This is a genomic window from Caenibius tardaugens NBRC 16725, from assembly GCF_003860345.1.
Classification (GTDB): domain Bacteria; phylum Pseudomonadota; class Alphaproteobacteria; order Sphingomonadales; family Sphingomonadaceae; genus Caenibius; species Caenibius tardaugens.
Window position 1 is genome coordinate 2,643,090 of record NZ_CP034179.1, and the last position, 20,614, is coordinate 2,663,703.

Genomic DNA, 20,614 nt, shown 5'->3' on the forward strand with positions numbered 1-20,614 from the left:
AAAGGAAAGGGCGGGGCTTCGGTCCCGCCCTTTCTCGTTCGGGCCAGGGGATATTCACACCCTGACAGACAGGGCCGCCGTCAACATCCGGATCAGGGCCGGGAAGCCTTCCGGGATGACGGGCTGATCCAGCCCACCCGGCTGGTCGGCAAGAAAGCGCAGGGGCACCGGCAGAAACAGCTGAATCCGCTGATACAGCGCCCCTGCATCGATGCCCGATGCCGCGCAGGCCAATGTGAACAGCGCCACTGTGGGGCTGGTGTCCTGTGCCGCCGTGACCGGATGCATGATCTGTTTCAGCGGTTCATCGCGTGCGATGAATTGCAGAAGAAAGCGCGCGAAAGAGCGGTTTCCCATGTGATCCGTCTGTTCGGCCAGCGGGAAGAGAAACGCGGCAAAAATGGCGTCGAGATCGTCGGGATCGATCACCCGGCGCAGTTCTCCACGGCGCATTTCGATCCGCCGGAAACGCACATCCATGATTGCCTGCGCCAGTCCTTCGCGGCTTTCGAAATGGTACTGCACGGCATATTTGTTGCGCTGCTGGGCGCGGACCGCGATTTCTTCCAGCGGGACTTCGCCCAGCCCGCGGCGGCCCATCAGCGCCTCACCCGCCATCATCAACCGCTCGCGCGTGCCTTCCTGGCCGGTGATGTCGGGAATGGTGCAGCGTCGGCTTTCGAACATGATCGCTCCCGATGGATGGCGATTTTCGCTTGTGGGCGAAACGCCGCCGCATTAGGAACAAGTTTGTTAAGTGGCAACACTTAATCAACGAACAAGGCGGAATTCGCGGCTTCGCGGCAGAGGCCGGAACGGCAAACACAGAAGGGGAGTTTCGATGGGCAGCAGGCGTTTGCGCACAATGGCGGGGGGTATGGCGATCGCGCTGGGGGCGATGATGGGCAGCCCACTGGCGGCGCAGGATGCCGCCCCGCAGGCGGTGGCAGACTGGAAACAGCCGGAAGCGCCGAAGAACGCACCGAATGTCATTCTCATTCTGCTGGATGATGTCGGGTTCGGGGCTGCCAGTTCGTTTGGCGGGCCGATCGCCACGCCCGTGTTTGACCAACTCGCCGGGGAAGGGCTGCGTTACAACCGTTTCCACACCACGGCGGTCTGCTCCCCCACACGCGCGGCGCTGCTGACCGGACGTAATCAGCATCGCGTGCAATTCGGCAATGTTTCGGGGCAGGAAAAGCCGGTCGATGGCTATAACGGCATCTGGCCCCGCTCGGCCGCCTCGGTCGCGCGCGTGCTGAAGGATAACGGGTACAGCACATCGGCTTTTGGCAAGTGGCATAATACGCCCAACTGGGAAGCCAGCCCGGTGGGTCCGTTCGACCGTTGGCCCACGGGGCTGGGGTTTGAGTATTTCTACGGCTTCATGGGCGGGGAAGCGGACCAGTGGCAACCGATCCTCTATCGTAACACGGTGTCGCAGACCGCACCGGAAAAGCCGGGCTATCACATCAATACCGACATGGCCGACGATGCGATCAACTGGCTGCATACCCACCAGTCGCTGGCGCCGGGCAAGCCCTATTTTCTCTATTTCGCGCCGGGGGCGACACATGCGCCGCACCAGGTCGGGCCAGAATGGATCGCGAAGTATCGCGGCAAGTTCGACGGCGGCTGGGATGCCATGCGCAAGCTGACTTTCGCCCGGCAGAAGAAACTGGGCATCATTCCCAAGCACGCCAAACTGACCGAACGCCCGGCCGAACTGCCCGCATGGGATGCGATGAGCACGGATGCCAAACGGCTCTATGCGCGGCAGATGGAAGTCTATGCCGCGTTCCTTGAACAGACCGATTACGAAGTGGGCCGGATGATCGCGGAAGCGCGCAAGGGGCCGGGCGGCGACAATACGCTGGTGATCTACATCATGGGCGATAATGGCGCGTCGGCAGAAGGCGGGCTGGACGGATCGGATCGCAATCTCTTCGACATGATCACCGGCAAGGGGCAGCCGCTGGACCAGCAGCTTGCCCGGATGGGCGATTTGGGCGGTGACAAGGCCGACAACCATTTCGCCAGCGCCTGGGCCTGGGCCAGCGATACGCCATTCCAGTGGACCAAGCAGATCGCATCGCATCTGGGCGGTGTGCGCAACCCGATGGTGGTGAGCTGGCCGGGCCATATCGCGAAGGGCGGTGAAATCCGTTCCACCTGGACGCATGTGATCGACGTGGCGCCGACGCTGTACGAGATCATCGGGATCATCCCGCCCCAAGCGGTTGACGGGGTGGACCAGATGAGCATCGACGGCATCAGCTTCGCGACCTCTTTCAAGGGCGCTGCGCCGCAGGCGCCACGAACGCAATATTTTGAAATGCATGCCAATCGCGGAATTTACTCCAATGGATGGATGGCGGGCGCGCGCCATCACACCCCGTGGTTGTTGCACGAGGCGGACAAGCCGCTCAGCGCGGACAAGTGGGAACTGTACAATCTCGACCAGGATTTCTCGCAAGCCACCGATCTGGCGGCACGCAATCCTGAAAAGCTGAAGGAACTGCAGGCGCTTTACGAAAGCGAATCCGCGCGCAATTCAGCTACGCCACTGACCCTGCAGACGATGAGTTCCACGCTGATGAACATCCAGCCTTCGCTGGAACGCGGGCGCAAGGAATTCGTGTTCAAGCGTGGCGGTGCGCCGATCCCCTCGCTCTACGGCATGCCGATGCTGATCGGCCCGCACCGGATCGATGCGAAAATCACGGTGCCAGCGCAGGGTGCGCAAGGGGTGATCGCCTCCAACGGCGCGCGCGATGGCGGTTTCACACTCTATCTCAAGGACGGCTATCTCGTTTACGAGAACAATTTCGCGGATGTGCGCTACGATACCATCCGTTCGGCTGCGGCGCTGCCTGCTGGCCCGGCCGAGGTTTCGTTCGTGCTGGCGGCGGAGAATGGCACGCAGATCGGCCACCTGCTGGTCAATGGCACGGAGGTCGGCAGTGGCCCCGTGCCGCGCATTTTCATGCCATCCTATCTGGGGGCATTCTGCGTGGGGCAGAATTGCGGCACGCCCGTGGGGAAGGGCTACACCGGCCGGTTTCCCTTCACCGGCGATATCGAGGAGGTGCGGATTACCCGCTAGGCGCTAGCGGGCGGTGTGCGTGGCGCTCCACGTGGCGAGCGTCGCGCTGGTGGCGGGGTTTTCCACCCGCACTTCATCCAGCACGGTGGCAATCACGCAGGCGGGCCGCTGGTCCGCGCCGCCCCGCTGAACGCATTGCACCGGCTCGCCGGTGGGCGTGCGATCGATCCGCCCGGTCAGGCGCAGGCGGAATCCTTGCGCGGCATTGAACTGATCGGGGGCGATCCGCGCGACGATGCTGTAGGGCCGCCCCGAACGGCGGATGCCGGGCGCGCCGTCCGCCGTAAAAAACTGCGCGATGGCCAGCGTTTCTTCCGGTTCGCCCGGAAGATTGGCGGGCAGATTCTGATCGGATGCAGGCTTAGGGGTTTCCTCTGCCGCTGCTGTGGGCACGGGAGCCGAAGCCGGGGGGGCGGGATGCGCAGCGCATGTGCCCTCGCTCGACCAGGGACGGGTTATCCAGAAACCCTCGATACCTTGAAGCGTGGCCCCCTTGAGCGCGGGCGCGTCGCCCAGATTCCAGTCCTGCGCGGTCCATTCCGCGGGCTTTGCCTCTACCCGCAGGCGGCTGCGGCCTTCTTCGTAAGTCCAGTATGCGCGGTGTTCGCGGGTTTCGGTGGATGGTCCGTCGCAGCCGAATGGCAGAAGGATGTCGAAGCGCCGCCCCACCGCAGTGCGCACGTCCAGCGGCAAGGGCTGGCCATTGGCGAAGGCATCGGCGGAACGGTTCGCCAGCGTGATCAGATCGCCGCGCGCCAGCAGCGGATTTTCGGCAGGCAGTGGCGCGGGTTTGACCGGCGTGGCGGGGGTTTCTTGCTGCGGTGCAGGTGGGGCGAACGTCTTGCCCAGCAGGAACCCGCCGCCGCCCACGGCAAGCACCGCAAGAAAGCCGAGCGCAATGGCAATCCGGCTGGTTCTGGCTTCGGGTTCGACCATGGACGGGGCATAACAAACCCGTGTCGCAGGCGACAGAGGAAAGAGGAAATTCAGTGCATTATCCTTGACACTCATGCCCCGGCAGGGGAACGCAACAGGGGATGACTGCAGATCAGATCCTCACGCTGGTTGTTCTTGCTGCCGTGGTCGGCATGCTGATCTGGGACAGGTTGCGCGCTGATGTCGTGGCCTTGGCCGGTTCGGCGGTGCTGTTGATGACCGGGGTCGTGCGGCCGGTGGATGTGCAGGGCGCATTCGCCAGCCCGGCGATTATCGCGCTCGCATCGCTGTTCGTGATTGTTTACGCGCTGGAACTGTCCGGTCTGCTGGACCGTGCGATCATCTTGGCGGTCAGGATGTGCCGCAGGTTGGGGGCGGCGGGAATCTGGCTGATGCTGACCATGATCGGGTCGGCCTCGTGCTTCCTCAACAGCACCCCGATTGTCGTGCTGGCGGCGCCGGTTATTCGCGATGTGTCCAACGCGATGAAGCTGTCGCCCAAGCGTTTCCTGATGCCCTTGTCCTACATCACGGTGCTGACAGGCTGTTGTACCCTGATCGGCACGTCCACCAATCTGATTGTCGATGATATGGCCGCCGTTGCGGGGCAACCGCGCTTCGGCATTTTTGAGATCACGCCGGTAGGCCTGCCGATGGCGCTGTTGGGCGGGGTCTATCTCTACTTCTTCAGCGGGCGCCTGATCCGTTATCAGGATGAACCGGATCAGGCGCCGGTGCCCTCCTCGTTCCATATGGACGAAACGCATATCGGCAATGCGCAAGTCGGCGATGCCCATGTGTTCGAAGAACGCCGCCCGCTGGTGCCGTGGAAGGCCTGGGCCGCGCTCGGCACGTTTGCCGGGGCGATCGTGCTGGCAACAATGAATGTCGCGCCGATTGCCGCCACTGCCTTTGCCGGGGCGGTGCTGCTGATCCTTTTGCGCGTGATCAGCGCGGACGAGGCCTATCGCGGGCTCAAGCCGGATATCCTGATCCTGATCGCCGGGATGGTGGTGATCGGGATCGCGATCGAGCAGAGCGGGCTGGCCGCACAGGCATCGGATGTGCTGATCAATTCGGTCCACGGGCTGAGCCCGCTGGTGGCGCTGGTCATGCTCTATATCGTCACCATGGTGCTGACCGAACTGCTGTCCAACGCCACGGTGGCGGTGCTGGTCACGCCGATTGCGGTGGCCCTGGCGGAAAGCATGGGGGTGAGCCCGCGCCCGTTTATCGTGGCGGTGATGATGGCGGCCAGTGCGGCCTTTGCCACGCCGTTCGGGTATCAGACCAATGTCATCGTCTATCAGATGGCCGGGTATCGCTATATGGACTTCGTGCGGATGGGCCTGCCATTGAATGTGCTGACCGGCGCGGTGGCGATCACGGCTATTCTGGTGTTTTTCCCGTTCTGACGGGCCGTTCAGCGGGCGGGGCTGCCTTCCGGGGGCAGGGGTTCGATCCGGGCCAGTTGCAGCCCGATCAGCGTGGCCAGCGCGATCAGCGCGGCTGTGAAGGTCGCGACCCCCGGCCATCCCGCATGGGTCCAGGCAAAGCCGCCGACTGACCCCAGCACACTGCCGCCGAGATAGTAGAAGAACAGATAGAACGACGATCCCTGCGCCCGGTCGGCACGGGCGCGCCGTCCCACCCATGCCGACGCGATCGAATGCGCGCCGAAGAAGCCGACGGTAACAACGGCGGTGCCAAGGATCACCAGTGCCAGCGGGGCAAAGACCGTGATCCCGATCCCGGCCAGCATCATGAGCAGGAAACCCCACAGCACGCGGCGTGGGCCCAAACGTCCGGCCAGCGTGCCAGCCAGCGTGGAACTGGCCGAACCGAGCACGTAGAGAATGAAGATCGCGCTGACCAGCGTCTGGCTGAAGCCATAGGGCGCGGCGCTGAGGCGATAGCCGAGATAGTTGTAGATGCTGACGAAGGCCCCCATCAGCAGGAAGGATTCCGCAAACAGCAGGGGAATCGCACGATCGCGAAACAGGCGCGCTGTCCCCGCGCGAAACGCGGCAAAAGAGACGGTGCGCGGGGTGAAATGCGCGGAAGGCGGGGTGCACCGCCAGAACGCCAGCGCGGCGATCAGCATGAATAGCCCGGTCGCGGCCAATGCAGCTTGCCAGCCCGCCATATCGGCCATGAATCCGCCGAGAAACCGGCCCGACATGCCGCCAATGGCGGTGCCCCCGATATAGAGGCCCATGGCATGGCTGACCGACGCATCGTCCACTTCCTCGACAATATAGGCCATGGCCACTGCCGGAACGCCCGCCAGTGCGACGCCGACCAGCAGGCGCAGGGCCAGCAACATGGTCCAGCCATTGGCGATGGAGCAGAGCAGCGTGAACAGGGCGGCCAGAAATAGCGAGGCGATCATCAGCGGGCGGCGGCCCACCCGGTCGGACACCATACCGGCCACCAGCAAGGCAACCGCCATCGGGCCGATCGTGATCGACACGACCAGACTCGCTTCCTCCGCGTTCTTGCCGAAATCCCTGCTGAACAGGGGCAGCAGCGGCTGCACGCAATAGAAGGTCGCGAAAGTGGCGAGGCCCGCGAGCAGCATCGAGAGGGACAGGCGCCGGTAGGCCGGTGTTCCTCGCTGGATTTTCGCAGGGGTCATGGCGCCGCTCTACAACGGCAATCCGCGATCCGCCATGACCCTGTACAACTGATGCCTGCGCAACCGTCGCGTATGCAAACGAATACCCCCGGCCCTTGCGGACCGGGGGTGTGTTGCGGACCCTGCGGGTTAGCGGATCACATTGGCCATGATGGCCGACACGATACCGCTGGTGATGCCGATCAGTACTGCATCGTTACCCGACCGGACCCACTGGTAACCGCGAGGGGCATTGTAGAGGCGATAGTCGCGGGGCGAATTGATCACGCGGTAGTTCGTGGCCCGGTTGCGGTCGAAACGGTCACCTTTCTTCCACTGGTTATAGTGGTTCCGGGTCTGATACTTGCCGTTGTTCTGCCGATAGTCGCTCTGCTTGTAGCCGTTCCCCTTATAGCTGTTCTGCTTGTAGGAACCGGGCTTGGCCGAATGCTGCTTGTAGGACTGTTCCACGTGGCCGCGGTTGCCGTTGGCGTTGCCCTGATACGGCGCTGCCATGGCGGACGTGCCGATCATCGACAGGGCGATGGCTGCTGCGATCAACTTCTTCATGGTGGTCTCCTTCGAAATCTGTGGCCCCCAACCGGGGCATGAGGAGAAACTACCCCGGGCTTGTCGCAGGACTATGCCGGGCAGGGGGCAATTGGTCATAAAATGTAACGGACTGTGCCGGACCGCTGACCGCGCTGCGACAATTGCGGGCATGCCGCGTGTGGGGCGGGGAAAGGGGCACGTATAATCAGCACGCGTATATAGGGCAGGGCGCATGCGCGGATTCCGGGGCAGCGATGCAAATCTAAATTAGCTATTGCGAATAATTATCATTAGTGCCAATAGAGTCGCAGAACGGGATATGCGGGCGGATCGGTAGCCCCGCCTGCATATCCCGTTCTCGCTCTTGCTCATGCGCAACCTGCGGTGCGTGGGCTGGCAGGACCGCGCCCGACCTCTCCCCGTTGGCGCGTGTCCTTTAATACTCGCCCGGACCCGCAGCTCTTCAGGAGTTGCAGGCCCGGGCTTTTTCTTGCTTCCCCATGGTGGACAGGCCCCGTGGTCTGCGTGCAGACACGGTTTCGACCTTTCTTCCAATTCGGAGACAATGATGAGTGCACCCCGGCTGTTCGAACCCATCCGGCTGGGCGCGCTGGAACTGCGCAACCGTATCGTCATCGCGCCGATGTGCCAGTATACCGCCGATGATGGGAAAATGACCGACTGGCACCTGATCCATCTCGGCAATCTCGCGCTGTCGGGCGCCGGGATGCTGGTGGTCGAAGCGAGTGCGGTGGTTCCCGAAGGGCGCATTACTTACGGCGATGTCGGCTTGTGGGACGATGCGACCGAAGCGGCCATGGCCCGCGTGCTGGAAGGCGTGCGCAAATATTCCGACATGCCGATCGCGATCCAACTGGCCCATGCCGGGCGCAAGGCCTCCTGTGCGAAGCCCTGGGATGGCGGGGCGCAGCTGCCGCCATCCGATCCGCTGGGATGGCAAACGGTGGCGCCCAGCGCGATCCCCTTTGCCGCGGCCGACAACCCGCCCGCCGCGCTCGATGCCGAAGGGATGGCGCGCATTCGCGATGCCTTTGCCGAAGCGGCCCGGCGCGCGGTGCGGCTGGGGTTCGATATGGTCCAGCTCCATTCGGCGCATGGCTATCTCCTGCACGAATTCCTCTCTCCGCTCTCCAACCATCGCGAGGATGCCTATGGTGGGAGCCTCGAAAACCGCATGCGTTTCCCGCTGGAGGTGTTCGACGCGGTGCAGGATGCGGTATCCGGGCAAGTGCCTGTCATGGTGCGCGTATCGGGGACCGACTGGATGGAGGGCGGCTGGGACGTGCAGCAGACCGCGGCCTATGCGCAGGCGCTCGAGGCGCGCGGATGCGCGGCGATCGATGTGTCGAGCGCTGGCCTGCATGAACACCAGCGGCTACCGATCGGGCCGGGGTATCAGGTGCCGCTGGGCCGGGTGGTCAGGCAGGCGGTGACCATGCCGGTGTTCACTGTCGGGCTGATCACCGATTTCGATCACGCGGAAGCGATTGTCGGGACCGGCGATGCCGATGTGGTCGGCCTTGCCCGCACGATCCTCTACGATCCACGCTGGCCATGGCACGCCGCCGCGCATCTCGGTGCCAGCATCAAGGTGGCGGACCAGCTCCTGCGGGCGCAGCCGCGCCAGTTCCAGAAACTGTTCACGGCGGAGTGATCGGAACGGGCCGTCGTATGGACCCCGGACCGCAAAACAAAGGGGGCCGATCCTTGCGGATGGCCCCCTGATTCAGCCCTTGCGGGCTTGCCCTGCGGTCAGAGCGTTCGGATGATGGCCGAGAAGTCCAGCCCGCCATTGCCCGCGGCGTCGAAGGCTTCGTACAGTTCGCGCGCGCGCAGACCCATCGGGGTATCGCTGCCCGCCGTCTGAGCCGCTTCCATGGCCAGCTTCAGGTCTTTCAGCATCAGCGCGGTGGCAAAACCGCCCTGATAATCGTTGTCGGCCGGGCTCTGCGGGCCGACACCGGGTACCGGGCAATAGCTGGTCATTGACCACGATTGGCCCGAGGCCTTGGACGAAATGTCGTAGAAGGTCTGCAGGTCGAGGCCCAAGCGTTCCGCCAGTTTGAAGGCTTCGCAGGTGGCGACCATGGTCGCACCCAGAATCATGTTGTTGCAGATTTTGGCAGCCTGCCCGGCACCGGCATCGCCCGCATGGATCACCGCCTTGCCCATGGCCGACAGGATCGGTTCGGCGCGGGCGAAGGCATCGCCGCCGCCGCCGACCATGAAGGTCAGCGTGCCACCATTGGCGGCCGCGATCCCGCCCGAAACGGGCGCATCGACCATGGCGTAACCCGCCGCCGATGCCGCATCTTCCACCTTGCGGGCCGTGGCGACGTCGATCGTCGAACAATCGAGCAGCAACGCCGCTGTGGGCGCATGGCCCAGCACGTCGGTGGTATAGACGCTCTCGACAATGGCGCCGTTGGGCAGCATCGACACCACGGCATCGACACCGGCCACGGCATCGCGCACCGATTGGAACGGGGTGCAGCCATTGTCCTTCGCGCGGGCCAGCGCATCGGGGCTGAGGTCGAAGGCATTCACATCATGGCCGGCTTTCGCCAGATTGGCGGCCATCCCGCCACCCATGTTGCCGAGACCGATAACGGCGATTTTCATCAGGTATTCTCCCAATTCAGGTGCGGCAGCGGTGGCTCAGCGGCCCTTCCATTGTGCAGCGCGTTTGTCGACGAAGGCGTTCATCCCTTCGACCTTGTCTTCCGTGGCGGTCAGGATCTGGAACAGGCGGCGTTCGTGCAACAGGCCCTGATCCAGCGTGGTTTCATAGGCGGCGTTGATCATTTCCTTGTTGATCATCGCGGCCATGGTCGGCATCGAAGCAATGGTTTCCGCGGTTTTGAGCGCGTCTTCCAGCAGATCGGCCAGCGGCACCACGCGGGTGACCAGCCCCGAACGTTCGGCTTCGGCGGCATCCATCATCCGTCCGGTCAGGCACATTTCCATGGCCTTGGACTTGCCGACGGCGCGGGTCAGGCGCTGCGAACCGCCCATGCCGGGGGCTACGCCCAGCTTGATTTCGGGCTGGCCAAATTTGGCGGTGTCCGCGGCAATGATGAAATCGGCCATCATCGCCAGTTCGCATCCGCCACCCAGCGCAAAGCCGTTGACCGCCGCAATCCAGGGTTTGCGCACTTTCTTGACCAGGTCGGACGTCCAGCCCGCGAAGAAATCCTCCAGAAAGAAATCGGCTGCCGGTTTGTCAGCCATTTCCTTGATGTCGGCGCCTGCGGCAAAGGCCTTTTCCCCCGAACCGGTCAGCACCGCGCAGCGTTGCGCCGGGTCTGCCTCGAAAGCGGCGAAGGCTTGTGTCAGGTCCGCCAGAACCTGCGTGTTCAGGGCATTGAGCGCCTTGGGGCGGTTCAGCGTGATCAGGGTTACCGCGCCGCGTGTCTCAACCAGAATCGTTTCGTAGCTCATAGGGGTTTCCACTCTTGATTTGCGGGCAACGGGGCGAAGACGGCATCGACCATCGCGGTGCTGACATCTTCGGGTGTGGCGGGTTGCCACTGCGGGTCGTTGGTCTTGTCGACCAGCAGGGCGCGCACGCCTTCGGCGAAATCGGGCAAGAGAACCGCGCGGCCCGAGGCGCGATATTCGATGGCCATATTGTCAGCAAACGTTTGCGCCGCGCCGCCCAGTTCCAGCTGCCGCAGCACCAGCTTGCAGGCATAGGGGCTCTTGGTGGCAAGCGTGGCCAGTTCCTTGGCCGCCCAGTCGCCGCCATCGGCCTGCAAGGCGGCCAGAATGGCTTCATATGTGGCCGGGGCGAACAGCGTATCGATGGCATCGCGGTTGGCGAGAATGCGCGCGGCGGGCGGTTCGATGGAAAGATCGGCAAGAATCTGCGCGATCGCGGCAGGATCGGCAATGATCCGCGCCTTGGCCTCTGCCAGCGTTTCGGCAGGCAGATAGTGTGAGGCGAGCCCGACCGCGCGGCATTCCGCGCCATCGAGCCGCGCGCCGGTAAGGCCGAGGAACTTGCCGGTTTGCCCGGGCAGGCGGGACAGATACCAGCCGCCGCCGACATCGCAGATCAGCCCGATGCCAGTTTCCGGCATGGCGAAGCGCGTATTTTCCGTGGCCACGCGATAGCGCGCGGGTTGGGAAATGCCGACGCCGCCGCCCATGGTGATGCCGTCCATGAAGGCGACAATCGGTTTGGGATAGGTGAACATCAGGGTGTTGAGCTTGTATTCGACATCGAAGAAATGCGCCGCCGATGCGCCGCCATCTTCCAGTGCCGAACGCCGCAGCAGGGTGACATCGCCTCCCGCGCAGAATCCGCGTCCTTCGGCATGGTCGACGATCACCGCCTGGATCGCATCGTCATCGCGCCAGGCAAGAAGCGCCTGCGTCATCGCTTCGCACATCGGCAGGGTTAGCGAATGGATTGCCTTGGGGCGGTTGAGCGAAATGTGCCCGACCGGGCCATGGACGTGAATGTGAACTTCGTCAGTCATGCGTGGGTCTTTGCCTCTGGATCGGTTTCAGTCGCGCAGAAGGTCGCGGCCGACAATCAGCCGCATGACTTCGTTGGTGCCTTCAAGGATGGAATGGACGCGCAGATCGCGCCACAGGCGTTCGATTGGGTAGTCCATGAGATAGCCATAGCCGCCGTGCAGTTGCAGCGCCCGATCCACCACGCGCGATCCGGTTTCGGTGGCGAACATCTTGGCCATCGCGGCAAAGCGGGTCTTGTCGGGGGCATTCGCAGTGACCTTGGTCGCCGCGAGATAGAGCAGCGCACGCGCGGCTTCCAGTTCCGTGGCCATTTCGGCCAGCTTGAACTGGGTGTTCTGGAATTCGGCGATGGCCTTGCCGAACTGCTTGCGATCCTTGGTATAGGCCACCGCTTCGTCGAGCGCGCGCTGCGCGCCACCCAGCGAACAGGCCCCGATGTTCAGCCGCCCGCCGTCAATCCCGGTCATGGCGATCTTGAAGCCTTCGCCTTCGCCGCCGACGAGGTTTTCAACCGGGATGCGTGCGTCTTCGAGGATAAGCTGTGCGGTAGGCTGCGAATGCCAGCCCAGCTTGCGTTCCTGCGCGCCGAAGCTGACGCCGGGCATGTCCTTGCCGATCACCAGACAGGAGATGCCTTTCGCCCCGTCTTCGCCCGTACGGACCATGGTGACGTAGAGGTCATTCTCGCCACCGCCCGAAATGAACTGCTTGGAACCGTTGACGATGTAGTGATCGCCATCACGCACGGCGCGCGTTTTGAGCGCCGCGGCATCGGAACCGGCAGACGGTTCGGTCAGGCAATAGCTGCCCATCGATTCCATGGTGATCAGGCCGGGCAGATACTTCGCCTTCAGCGTGTCCGAACCGAAGCGGTCGATCATCCACGCGGCCATATTGTGGATCGAAATGAACGCGCTGGTGGAAGGACAGCCATAGGCCATCGCTTCCATGATCAGCGCCGCTTCCAGCCGCCCCAGGCCGATCCCGCCCGATTCCTCGCTGACATAGATCGCCCCGAAGCCGAGTTCGGCGGCAGCGCGGATCGTGTCGCGAGGGAAGGTGTGATGTTCGTCCCATTCCGCCGCATGGGGCGTGATGGCATCGGCGGTGAAACGCCGGGCCATGTCCTGAATGGCGGACTGGTCATCGGTGAGATCGAATTGGGCGGTCATGGGATGGCGTTTCGCTCTGTTCTATCAACCGCAGGTAATGCGTTCGATTTTCAGGTTGTCATCATAGGCGACAGTCAGCCGGTCATGCCGGTAATCCATCGTCATCGGCGTACGGGGCGGGCCCCAGCGGAGCTGGTTGGCGCCTGTCAGTTTCAGCAATTCGGCGCCCACGGCCTCGCTCGCGGTCGATCCGACCAGCGACTGCGCCGGTTCGGCGTTGCACGTGCCGGGCGGGGTGGCATGGGTTGCGGGCGGTTCGGAGGCTGCGCAGCCAGCCAGAAGCAACGCGGGTAGTGCGATAATAAAGGTCTTGGTCATGGGGCCCTCCTTCAGGCGCACTTGCTATACTTCAGCGGGCCAGGCAACGCATCCGCGCCATACTCGCTGCGGGTCAGGGTCTTGCCATTGTCAGTGGCGAGCAGTTCGACCTCGCGGTTCCAGTTCATGCCTTCGCCGGTGAAGGCGAAGGTGCCGCGCAGGCTGGTGTCGGATCGCTTGGTGGCCGACGTCAGCTTGCCGACCGATTCATAGAATTCCAGCGAGGTGCCGTCGATGCGGAGCAGGCCCTTGGCATCGCCGCGCGTGCTGGTGCAGTCTGCCGGAACCAGCCCCCAGCGGCCTTGCAGGGCGGCGGGGATGGAACTGTCGGTCGGGGAGGTGGCTGGTGTCGCGCTGGGCGGTGTCGCGGCGGACCCGTTTGACGGGGCGCCGGGATCGGCCGGAACCGGGGTATCCGTAGTGTTAGCGGCGGAGGACGACGCGGCGGTATTCCCTGAATCGTTGCATGCGGCCAGCGCCAGAAGGGCGACGGCCGCAGGGATCATGGTCTTGCGCATGGATAGATCTCCTCTTTCTGTCCAACGGGACAACGCATGCCGAAGCGGCGTTATCCCGTTGCGCACGAACCTGTTCTCAATCTCAGCCCATGGTCGGGATGACGAAGGCGTTGCCGCCGTCCGGCGAACCGTCGGGCCAGCGCTGGGTGATCGTCTTGATCTTGGTCCAGAACTTCACGCCTTCCATGCCGTGCTGATTGGTGTCGCCAAAGGCGGAACGCTTCCATCCGCCGAAAGTGTGATAGGCCACCGGCACCGGGATCGGCACGTTGATGCCGACCATGCCGACATTGACGCGGGCGGCGAATTCGCGCGCTGCGTGGCCGTTGCGGGTGAAGATCGCCACGCCGTTGCCGTACTGGTGCTTGCTCGGCAGTTCGAGCGCGGTTTCGAAATCGGGCGCACGCACGATCTGCAGCACCGGACCGAAGATTTCGTTGTGGTAGCTGTCCATGTCCGGGGTGACATGGTCGATCAGCGTCGGGCCGACGAAGAAGCCCTTTTCATAACCCTGGAGGGAGAAGCCGCGCCCGTCGATCACGAGTTCGCCGCCTTCTTCGGCGCATTTTGCGATCCAGCCTTCGACCTTGTTCTTGTGTTCCTGCGTCACGACCGGGCCATAATGAGCTGCCGGATCGGTCGAAATGCCGACATTGAGCGCTTCGATCGCCGGGATCAGCTTGGCTCTGAGGCGTTCGGCGGTGTCTTCACCCACCGGCACCACCACCGGCAGTGCCATGCAGCGTTCGCCGGCCGAACCGAAGGCCGCGCCTGCCAGATCGTTGACCACCTGGTCGAGATCGGCGTCAGGCATCACGATACCGTGGTTCTTCGCCCCGCCCATGGCCTGCACGCGCTTGCCCGCAGCCACGCCGCGATTGTACACGTAATGGGCAATGTCGGACGAACCGACGAAGCTGACGCCGGCGATGGCCGGGTGATCGAGGATCGCGTCGACCATTTCCTTGTCACCATGGACGACCTGCAGGATGCCTTCGGGCGCGCCCGCTTCAAGCATGAGTTCCGCGAGGCGCATCGGCACCGAAGGATCGCGTTCCGACGGCTTGAGAATGAAGGCGTTGCCACAGGCGATCGCCACGCCGAACATCCACATCGGGATCATCGCCGGGAAGTTGAACGGGGTGATGCCTGCACCGATGCCGATCGGCTGGCGCATGGAATAGACGTCGATGCCGGTGCCCGCGCCCTGCGTATATTCACCTTTGAGAACATGGGGGATGCCGCAGGCGAATTCGATCACTTCGAGACCGCGCTGGATATCGCCCTTGGAATCGGCGATCACCTTGCCGTGTTCGGACGAGAGCATGTGCGCCAACGCGTCCATATTGGCTTCGACCAGTTCCTTGAACTTGAACATCACCCGGGCGCGGCGCTGCGGGTTGGTCGCGGCCCATGCGGGCTGTGCGGCCAGCGCGGCCTGGACGGCCTTGTCGAGCTGCGCGGCATCACCCAGCGCAACTTGCGCCTGCACTGTGCCTTCATTGGGATTGAAAATGTCGTGAGTACGGGCCGAACTGCCGGCACCACCGACGATGAAATGGTCGATCTGACGCATGGGAACCTCTCTGGGCGAACCTGTCGCAGGGGGTGAGTCTCTATTATTCTGGCGCGGACGTTAAACGCTCTTTAGTTGCAGGCAACACCAAATTCTGCGATCAAGACCTGCAAATATGCAGGTGGATGCGGACGATGCTGGGGATCGACTGGAGCGACTATCAGGCGTTTCTTGCCATAGCCCGTGCAGGGCAACTGGCGCGGGCGGCCAGCGCGCTGCGCATGGATGCCACCACGGTCGGGCGGCGCCTGCGGCGGCTGGAGGCGCGACTGGGCACGACCCTGTTCGAACAGACCCGCGAGGGGCAGGTGTTGACCGAAGCCGGGGAACGCCTGCTGACCGCCGTTGAGGCCATGGCGCTGGCGGCATCCGAAGTGGGCGACGGGAATAGTACCGGCGGGTTGAGCGGCACCTTGCGGATCAGCGTATCCGAAGGGTTCGGCACCTGGTTCCTCACCAGCTATCTCGCGGGATTTGCCGCGGCCCATCCCGAACTGACGCTCGATCTCGTGGCCAACAGCGGGTTTCTCAGCCCGTCGAAGCGCGAGGCAGATATTGCCGTGGTCCTGTCGCGGCCCAAGGCGGGACCCGTGATCGCCCGCAAACTGTCGGATTACGCCCTGCGGCTCTACGCCAGCCCGGCCTATCTGGCGGAGAACGGCACGCCCGAACAACCGCAGGATCTGGCAAAGGGGCATCGCCTCATCGGGTATATTCCCGATCTGCTCTATGCCCCCGAACTGCGCTATCTCGATGAAATCCATCCGGGCCTGGCCGCCACGATCCGGTCATCCAGCATCAGTGCGCAGCAGCGCCTGTTGGCGCAAGGCGGCGGGATCGGCGTGCTGCCCTGTTTTATGGGCGATCCCAACCCGGACCTGTGCACGGTCCTGCCCGAAAAACGGATAACCCGCAGCTTCTGGATCGTGACGCACAAGGACACGCACAATCTCGCCCGCGTGCGTGCAGGCACAAAATGGCTCGTCGAAGCGGTGGCGCGTCATCGGGGGCAGTTGCTGCCGGGCCTGTAAAATCACGCGTTTTAAATTGAACGAAAGCGTTCGGTTGAATTCAGGCGGCGTTACAGGCAAGGAAGCGTGGACAGCCGACCGGCATTCGCGCCGCAGAAGTTCAGCGTCGGCAAGGGAGATCCGCAGATGGCCATCAAGACACGCATTACGGAACTGCTGGGCATCGAACATCCGGTTGTTCAGGGTGGGATGATGTGGGTCGGCCGGGCCGAACTGGCCTCGGCGGTTTCGAATGCAGGCGGACTGGGTATCCTGACGGCGCTGACGCAGCCGTCGCCCGATGCCCTGCGTGCCGAAGTGGACCGCATGCGCACGATGACGGACAAACCCTTTGCGGTAAACCTCACCCTGCTGCCGTCCACCAATCCGCCGCCTTATGCCGAATATCGCAAGGCGATTATCGATTCCGGGGTCAAGATCGTCGAAACGGCGGGCTACAAGCCGCAGGAACATGTCGACGAACTGAAAGCGCACGGGATCAAGGTGATCCACAAATGCACGGCCGTGCGTCATGCCTTGTCGGCAGAGCGGATGGGCGTCGATGCGATTTCGATCGATGGCTATGAATGCGCGGGCCACCCGGGCGAGGACGATATCCCCGGCCTGATCCTGATTCCGGCAGCGGCGGACAAGGTGAAGATCCCGATGCTGGCCAGCGGCGGGTTCGGTGACGGGCGCGGTCTGGCCGCCGCGCTGGCGCTGGGCGCCGAAGGGATCAACATGGGCACGCGCTTCTGCGCCACGCAGGAGGCGCCGATCCACGACAATATCAAGCAGTTCATTGTGGCGAACGATGAACGGGCAACCAACATCATCTTCCGCAAGTTCCGCAACACCGCGCGCGTGGCAAAGAACGCGATTTCGGACGAGGTGGTGGAAATTCTGGCGCGGCCGGAATCGGTATTCACCGATATTCAGCCGCTGGTATCGGGCGTGCGCGGGCGCGAAACGCTGGAAAGCGGCCGGGTCGAAGACGGGATCGTCTGGGCGGGGCAGGTGCAGGGCCTGATCCACGACGTGCCCACATGCGCCGAACTGGTGCACCGGATTGTCGCCGAAGCCGAAGGGATCATCCACGGGCGTCTGGCCGGGATGCTGGACTAAGTATCGCCGAGGCCGCGTGCGGCCCCGCCTTACGAACCAGAACTAGCCCGCGCGGTCTTCCAGTTCTTCGCGATTGAGGATGGTCACACTGCGCCGCGATGGCAGATCGATCACGCCTTCTGTCTTCAACTTGGTGAACTGGCGGCTGACCGTTTCGATGGTCAGGCCAAGGACATCGGCCACCTGCTGGCGTGAAAAAGGCAGGTCGAATGTCTGGTGCGGCTCATCAGGCAAGGTGACGCAGCCCGGTTCCACCAACCGTTCCGACATGTCGAGCAGGAAGGCGGCGATCCGTTCGCTCGCGCTTTTGCGGCCCAGCACCAGCATCCATTGCCGGGTGCGATCGAGTTCCGAGAGCGTGCGCTGCAACAGCTTGTGTTCCAGCGCGGGGTGTTCGCGTGCGAAGCTGTCGAAATCGGTGCGGGAAAAGACACAGACCGTGGCATCGGTCAGCGCGGTCACGCTGTGAGCCGTCTGTTTGCCGAAGGGGCGGCCGATGAAATCCGAAGGATAGACAACGCCGACGATCTGTTCGCGCCCGTCCGATGTGCCGGTGGACAGTTTCAGCACCCCTTCGATCACATTGGCGACGAGGACCGAATCTTCCCCTTCCCACAGGAGCGATTGCCCCGGCTCCAGCTTGCGCCGCCGACCGATGGCATTAAGTGCCTGAATTTCTGTTGAGTCTAGCGCGGCACAAATCGCCCGGTTGCGCACGACACAATTATCACAAAAGCCCATAATCAGGCGGTTACCAGCAGAGTATTGATGCAGCAATGGAATTAAACAAAGGGGCCGACTATGGATGGGACATGTCGATGATCACTGTCCCGTCCGTCCTGTTCGTCTGTCTTGGCAATATTTGTCGTTCGCCACTGGCCGAAGCCGCATTTCGCAAGGTCGCGCAGGATGCCGGGCTGGACGTTCGCGTGGATTCGGCTGGCACTGGCGACTGGCACGTCGGAAAAGGCCCCGATCAGCGCGCAATCGCCACGGCGGCGCGGCACGGGATCGACATCGCATACTATCGCGCGCGGCAACTGGCGGTGGAGGATTTTGCGCGGTTCACGCATATTTTCGCGCTCGACCATGCCAATCTCGAGGATATCCGCGCCCGCGAACCGCGCGATGCCTCTGCCAGTGTGGCGTTGTTGCTGGATGTCGTGCCCGGCCGCGAGGGGCAGTCGGTTGCCGATCCCTATTTTGGCGATGATGCGGGATTCGAAGTGACATGGCGCGATGTCATGCAGGCCGCAGAAGCCCTCGCCGCGCGCATGATAGTGTGATTTCGCGAAGCGCGCCTGCCCCGCAGTTGTCAACCGTCGCGGGGCTTGCATGGGCTTGGCTGATCATGGCACGTCAGCATTGGGCCAACGGGATAGAGAGCCCAAGGTAATCGACAGGGCGACGGGATAACAGGGGGTACAGCTATGCCGCGCATGACAGTTAACGGGCGCCCCGTGCAATTCGCGATGGCGCCCGAAACGCCTCTGCTGTGGGCCTTGCGGGACGCGGCCAATCTGACAGGGACCAAATATGGCTGCGGCGCGGGGGATTGCGGCGCCTGCATGGTGCTGGTCGATGGGCAGGCCCTGCGGTCCTGCCTGATTTCCATCGCCGAAGCGGAAGGGCGCTTCATCACCACGATCGAGGGGCTTTCGCGCGACCGGTCGCATCCGGTCCAGCAGGCGCTGGTGGCGGAACAGGCCATCCAGTGCGGTTTCTGTACGCCTGGCATCGTGATGAGCGCGGCCGCGCTGCTGCAACGCAATGCCGCGCCCGGCGAAGAGGATATCAAGGCCGCCATCCCCAATCTGTGTCGGTGCGGGGTCTATCCGCGCCTGATGAAGGCAATCCAGCGTGCCGGGCGGGTCATCCGGCGGGAAGAAACAATCAGTTCCGCCCCCGCGCCGGGGATCAGCGCCAGCGATGCGGCCCATGCGGTTCCGGCGATGGCGCCGCCGCGTTCGGATGCGGACAACTGACAGGCGGGCTTGGCGTGGCGTGTCGAGGGCGCTAGTGCTGCCTGACAAGTGGTAAGAGGATCACCGATGAAAGCGACCATCTGGCACAACCCCAATTGCAGCAAGTCGCGCCAGGCGCTGGCTTTGCTGGAAGAGCAGCCGGGTGTGGACGTGACAGTGGTGCAGTACCTCAAAAATCCTCCCACGGCGGAAAAGCTCGCGCAGCTTTATCGCGATGCGGGCATGGCCGCGCGGGATGGTTTGCGCCTTTCGGGTACGGACGCGAAAGAACGCGGCCTGACCGAAGCGGACGATGCCACGGTTATCGCGGCGATGGTCGCTGATCCCCGGCTGATCGAACGGCCACTGGTCGAAACGGAAAAAGGCGTGCGTTTGGGGCGCCCGACCGATAAGGTTCAGGAAATTCTTTGATTTTTTGTTGGCTCGGTTCTGTCCGTCGCAGGCCGGGTTGCAATGACACCGCGAATTTGCCAACGCGGGGCAGTGTTCAGGGTCCCGGTCTGCAGGGGCCGCCGCAAGAGAGGTTGCGACACGCATGACCGGTTCCGAGCTTTCGCAGGAACGCCGCCGCACGCGGTGGAAAGATACCTTCCATCGCGCCCTGGGGCCCTGGGGGGTGTTTTTTGAAGGATTCATCAAGCATCCCGTGATGGTCGGATCGATCATCCCGTCTTCCCGTTTCACGATCAACAAGATGCTCGCCCCGGTGAACTGGGACGAATGCAAGCTGTTCGTGGAATACGGCCCGGGTGTAGGCACCTTCTGCCGCCCCGTGCTGGAACGGATGCGGCGCGATGCGCAATTGATCGTTATCGATACCAATCCGCTCTATATAGAATATCTCCAGCGCACGATCGGCGACAGCCGGTTTTCCGCGGTCAACGGTTCTGCTGCCGATGTGGAAGAGATCGTGCGGGCGCATGGTCACGATCACGCGGACTATGTGCTGTCAGGCCTGCCATTTTCGACCTTGCCCGATGGGGTCGGCCCCGCAATTGCCGCGGCCACGCACCGCGTGCTGCGCCCGGGCGGGGCGTTTCTGGTCTACCAGTTTTCCGCCAAGGCCCGCGATTTCATGGCCAAGCATTTTTCGCGGATCGATAACGGGTTCGAGCTGTTCAATATTCTGCCGTGCCAGTTGTTCTGGGGCTGGAAGGATGCCGAAGACTAGGCATCTTTGCCGCGCAGGCTCT

Annotated in this window: 21 protein-coding genes; 9 read left to right on the forward strand and 12 right to left on the reverse strand. The window is 63.2% G+C overall.

What is annotated here, in order from left to right:
• Nucleotides 1–54: 54 nt before the first annotated feature.
• Nucleotides 55–687: a TetR/AcrR family transcriptional regulator gene (locus EGO55_RS12360; RefSeq protein WP_021690209.1), complete on the reverse strand. Its 633-nt coding sequence runs from the start codon at nucleotides 685–687 to the stop codon at nucleotides 55–57.
• A 154-nt stretch (nucleotides 688–841) separates the two neighbouring features.
• On the opposite strand from EGO55_RS12360, the gene EGO55_RS12365 reads away from it, so the two are divergent.
• Nucleotides 842–3,106: an arylsulfatase gene (locus EGO55_RS12365; protein WP_040715658.1), complete on the forward strand. Its 2,265-nt coding sequence runs from the start codon at nucleotides 842–844 to the stop codon at nucleotides 3,104–3,106.
• Nucleotides 3,107–3,109: 3 nt separating this feature from the next.
• On the opposite strand, the gene EGO55_RS12370 is transcribed toward EGO55_RS12365, so the two are convergent.
• The gene (locus EGO55_RS12370; protein ID WP_040715897.1) at nucleotides 3,110–4,042 is read right to left on the reverse strand and encodes a flagellar basal body-associated FliL family protein; all 933 of its coding nucleotides are present in this window, start codon (nucleotides 4,040–4,042) and stop codon (nucleotides 3,110–3,112) included.
• Between the two features lie 101 nt (nucleotides 4,043–4,143).
• Here EGO55_RS12370 and EGO55_RS12375 point away from each other — a divergent pair, with 101 nt between their 5' ends.
• Entirely contained in the window at nucleotides 4,144–5,457 is a 1,314-nt protein-coding gene (locus EGO55_RS12375) for an SLC13 family permease (RefSeq protein WP_021690212.1), read from the forward strand.
• 8 nt (nucleotides 5,458–5,465) lie between these two features.
• On the opposite strand, the gene EGO55_RS12380 is transcribed toward EGO55_RS12375, so the two are convergent.
• Together EGO55_RS12380 and EGO55_RS12385 are read right to left on the reverse strand one after the other, a co-directional pair.
• Entirely contained in the window at nucleotides 5,466–6,680 is a 1,215-nt protein-coding gene (locus EGO55_RS12380; RefSeq protein WP_021690213.1) for an MFS transporter, read from the reverse strand.
• A 129-nt stretch (nucleotides 6,681–6,809) separates the two neighbouring features.
• Nucleotides 6,810–7,229 carry an RcnB family protein gene (locus EGO55_RS12385; protein WP_021690214.1) on the reverse strand — a complete coding sequence of 140 codons (420 nt, stop codon included), beginning with the start codon at nucleotides 7,227–7,229 and terminating at the stop codon, nucleotides 6,810–6,812.
• Nucleotides 7,230–7,779: 550 nt separating this feature from the next.
• Between EGO55_RS12385 and EGO55_RS12390 the strand changes: the two genes are divergently transcribed.
• Nucleotides 7,780–8,886, forward strand: coding sequence for an NADH:flavin oxidoreductase/NADH oxidase (locus EGO55_RS12390; RefSeq protein ID WP_021690216.1), 1,107 nt, complete (start codon nucleotides 7,780–7,782; stop codon nucleotides 8,884–8,886).
• Nucleotides 8,887–8,984: 98 nt separating this feature from the next.
• On the opposite strand, the gene mmsB is transcribed toward EGO55_RS12390, so the two are convergent.
• From mmsB to EGO55_RS12425, 7 genes are all read right to left on the reverse strand, one after another.
• Entirely contained in the window at nucleotides 8,985–9,854 is an 870-nt protein-coding gene (mmsB, locus tag EGO55_RS12395) for a 3-hydroxyisobutyrate dehydrogenase (protein ID WP_021690217.1), read from the reverse strand.
• Between the two features lie 36 nt (nucleotides 9,855–9,890).
• Nucleotides 9,891–10,673, reverse strand: a complete 783-nt coding sequence (locus EGO55_RS12400) for an enoyl-CoA hydratase-related protein (protein ID WP_021690218.1) — start codon at nucleotides 10,671–10,673, stop codon at nucleotides 9,891–9,893.
• Nucleotides 10,670–11,716 carry an enoyl-CoA hydratase/isomerase family protein gene (locus EGO55_RS12405; RefSeq protein ID WP_021690219.1) on the reverse strand — a complete coding sequence of 349 codons (1,047 nt, stop codon included), beginning with the start codon at nucleotides 11,714–11,716 and terminating at the stop codon, nucleotides 10,670–10,672. Before EGO55_RS12405 ends, EGO55_RS12400 begins: the two co-directional genes overlap by 4 nt.
• Nucleotides 11,717–11,743: 27 nt before the next feature.
• The gene (locus EGO55_RS12410; protein ID WP_021690220.1) at nucleotides 11,744–12,889 is read right to left on the reverse strand and encodes an acyl-CoA dehydrogenase family protein; all 1,146 of its coding nucleotides are present in this window, start codon (nucleotides 12,887–12,889) and stop codon (nucleotides 11,744–11,746) included.
• A gap of 24 nt (nucleotides 12,890–12,913) precedes the next feature.
• Complete coding sequence (locus tag EGO55_RS12415; RefSeq protein WP_021690221.1) at nucleotides 12,914–13,207, reverse strand: I78 family peptidase inhibitor; 294 nt, start codon at nucleotides 13,205–13,207, stop codon at nucleotides 12,914–12,916.
• Nucleotides 13,208–13,218: 11 nt separating this feature from the next.
• Complete coding sequence (locus EGO55_RS12420) at nucleotides 13,219–13,725, reverse strand: hypothetical protein (protein WP_021690222.1); 507 nt, start codon at nucleotides 13,723–13,725, stop codon at nucleotides 13,219–13,221.
• Between the two features lie 82 nt (nucleotides 13,726–13,807).
• Nucleotides 13,808–15,301 (reverse strand): CoA-acylating methylmalonate-semialdehyde dehydrogenase, encoded by a 1,494-nt coding sequence (locus EGO55_RS12425; protein ID WP_021690223.1) that lies wholly within the window; start codon nucleotides 15,299–15,301, stop codon nucleotides 13,808–13,810.
• Nucleotides 15,302–15,435: 134 nt separating this feature from the next.
• Here EGO55_RS12425 and EGO55_RS12430 point away from each other — a divergent pair, with 134 nt between their 5' ends.
• A complete protein-coding gene (locus EGO55_RS12430) occupies nucleotides 15,436–16,332 on the forward strand; it encodes a LysR family transcriptional regulator (protein ID WP_021690224.1) in 897 nt (298 codons plus the stop codon).
• A gap of 126 nt (nucleotides 16,333–16,458) precedes the next feature.
• On the forward strand, nucleotides 16,459–17,436 hold the full coding sequence (locus EGO55_RS12435; protein WP_040715901.1) for an NAD(P)H-dependent flavin oxidoreductase: 978 nt from the start codon (nucleotides 16,459–16,461) through the stop codon (nucleotides 17,434–17,436).
• Between the two features lie 42 nt (nucleotides 17,437–17,478).
• Here the strand turns inward: EGO55_RS12435 and EGO55_RS12440 are convergent, their stop codons facing one another.
• Nucleotides 17,479–18,177: a Crp/Fnr family transcriptional regulator gene (locus tag EGO55_RS12440; RefSeq protein ID WP_021690226.1), complete on the reverse strand. Its 699-nt coding sequence runs from the start codon at nucleotides 18,175–18,177 to the stop codon at nucleotides 17,479–17,481.
• Nucleotides 18,178–18,212: 35 nt separating this feature from the next.
• Between EGO55_RS12440 and EGO55_RS12445 the strand changes: the two genes are divergently transcribed.
• From EGO55_RS12445 to EGO55_RS12460, 4 genes are all read left to right on the forward strand, one after another.
• Nucleotides 18,213–18,722, forward strand: coding sequence for a low molecular weight protein-tyrosine-phosphatase (locus EGO55_RS12445; RefSeq protein WP_021690227.1), 510 nt, complete (start codon nucleotides 18,213–18,215; stop codon nucleotides 18,720–18,722).
• A 144-nt stretch (nucleotides 18,723–18,866) separates the two neighbouring features.
• Entirely contained in the window at nucleotides 18,867–19,421 is a 555-nt protein-coding gene (locus EGO55_RS12450; RefSeq protein WP_021690228.1) for a (2Fe-2S)-binding protein, read from the forward strand.
• A 66-nt stretch (nucleotides 19,422–19,487) separates the two neighbouring features.
• On the forward strand, nucleotides 19,488–19,832 hold the full coding sequence (gene arsC / locus EGO55_RS12455; protein WP_021690229.1) for an arsenate reductase (glutaredoxin): 345 nt from the start codon (nucleotides 19,488–19,490) through the stop codon (nucleotides 19,830–19,832).
• Nucleotides 19,833–19,956: 124 nt separating this feature from the next.
• Nucleotides 19,957–20,592: a class I SAM-dependent methyltransferase gene (locus tag EGO55_RS12460; protein WP_021690230.1), complete on the forward strand. Its 636-nt coding sequence runs from the start codon at nucleotides 19,957–19,959 to the stop codon at nucleotides 20,590–20,592.
• Nucleotides 20,593–20,614 lie beyond the last annotated feature (22 nt).

Excerpts from the sequence above, each read along its gene's own strand:
- EGO55_RS12360 (WP_021690209.1), bottom strand. The coding sequence starts at position 687 with ATGTTCGAAAGCCGACGCTGCACCATTCCCGACATCACCGGCCAGGAA.
- EGO55_RS12365 (WP_040715658.1), top strand. The coding sequence starts at position 842 with ATGGGCAGCAGGCGTTTGCGCACAATGGCGGGGGGTATGGCGATCGCG.
- EGO55_RS12370 (WP_040715897.1), bottom strand. The coding sequence starts at position 4,042 with ATGGTCGAACCCGAAGCCAGAACCAGCCGGATTGCCATTGCGCTCGGC.
- EGO55_RS12375 (WP_021690212.1), top strand. The coding sequence starts at position 4,144 with ATGACTGCAGATCAGATCCTCACGCTGGTTGTTCTTGCTGCCGTGGTC.
- EGO55_RS12380 (WP_021690213.1), bottom strand. The coding sequence starts at position 6,680 with ATGACCCCTGCGAAAATCCAGCGAGGAACACCGGCCTACCGGCGCCTG.
- EGO55_RS12385 (WP_021690214.1), bottom strand. The coding sequence starts at position 7,229 with ATGAAGAAGTTGATCGCAGCAGCCATCGCCCTGTCGATGATCGGCACG.
- EGO55_RS12390 (WP_021690216.1), top strand. The coding sequence starts at position 7,780 with ATGAGTGCACCCCGGCTGTTCGAACCCATCCGGCTGGGCGCGCTGGAA.
- mmsB (WP_021690217.1), bottom strand. The coding sequence starts at position 9,854 with ATGAAAATCGCCGTTATCGGTCTCGGCAACATGGGTGGCGGGATGGCC.
- EGO55_RS12400 (WP_021690218.1), bottom strand. The coding sequence starts at position 10,673 with ATGAGCTACGAAACGATTCTGGTTGAGACACGCGGCGCGGTAACCCTG.
- EGO55_RS12405 (WP_021690219.1), bottom strand. The coding sequence starts at position 11,716 with ATGACTGACGAAGTTCACATTCACGTCCATGGCCCGGTCGGGCACATT.
- EGO55_RS12410 (WP_021690220.1), bottom strand. The coding sequence starts at position 12,889 with ATGACCGCCCAATTCGATCTCACCGATGACCAGTCCGCCATTCAGGAC.
- EGO55_RS12415 (WP_021690221.1), bottom strand. The coding sequence starts at position 13,207 with ATGACCAAGACCTTTATTATCGCACTACCCGCGTTGCTTCTGGCTGGC.
- EGO55_RS12420 (WP_021690222.1), bottom strand. The coding sequence starts at position 13,725 with ATGCGCAAGACCATGATCCCTGCGGCCGTCGCCCTTCTGGCGCTGGCC.
- EGO55_RS12425 (WP_021690223.1), bottom strand. The coding sequence starts at position 15,301 with ATGCGTCAGATCGACCATTTCATCGTCGGTGGTGCCGGCAGTTCGGCC.
- EGO55_RS12430 (WP_021690224.1), top strand. The coding sequence starts at position 15,436 with ATGCTGGGGATCGACTGGAGCGACTATCAGGCGTTTCTTGCCATAGCC.
- EGO55_RS12435 (WP_040715901.1), top strand. The coding sequence starts at position 16,459 with ATGGCCATCAAGACACGCATTACGGAACTGCTGGGCATCGAACATCCG.
- EGO55_RS12440 (WP_021690226.1), bottom strand. The coding sequence starts at position 18,177 with ATGGGCTTTTGTGATAATTGTGTCGTGCGCAACCGGGCGATTTGTGCC.
- EGO55_RS12445 (WP_021690227.1), top strand. The coding sequence starts at position 18,213 with ATGGAATTAAACAAAGGGGCCGACTATGGATGGGACATGTCGATGATC.
- EGO55_RS12450 (WP_021690228.1), top strand. The coding sequence starts at position 18,867 with ATGCCGCGCATGACAGTTAACGGGCGCCCCGTGCAATTCGCGATGGCG.
- arsC (WP_021690229.1), top strand. The coding sequence starts at position 19,488 with ATGAAAGCGACCATCTGGCACAACCCCAATTGCAGCAAGTCGCGCCAG.
- EGO55_RS12460 (WP_021690230.1), top strand. The coding sequence starts at position 19,957 with ATGACCGGTTCCGAGCTTTCGCAGGAACGCCGCCGCACGCGGTGGAAA.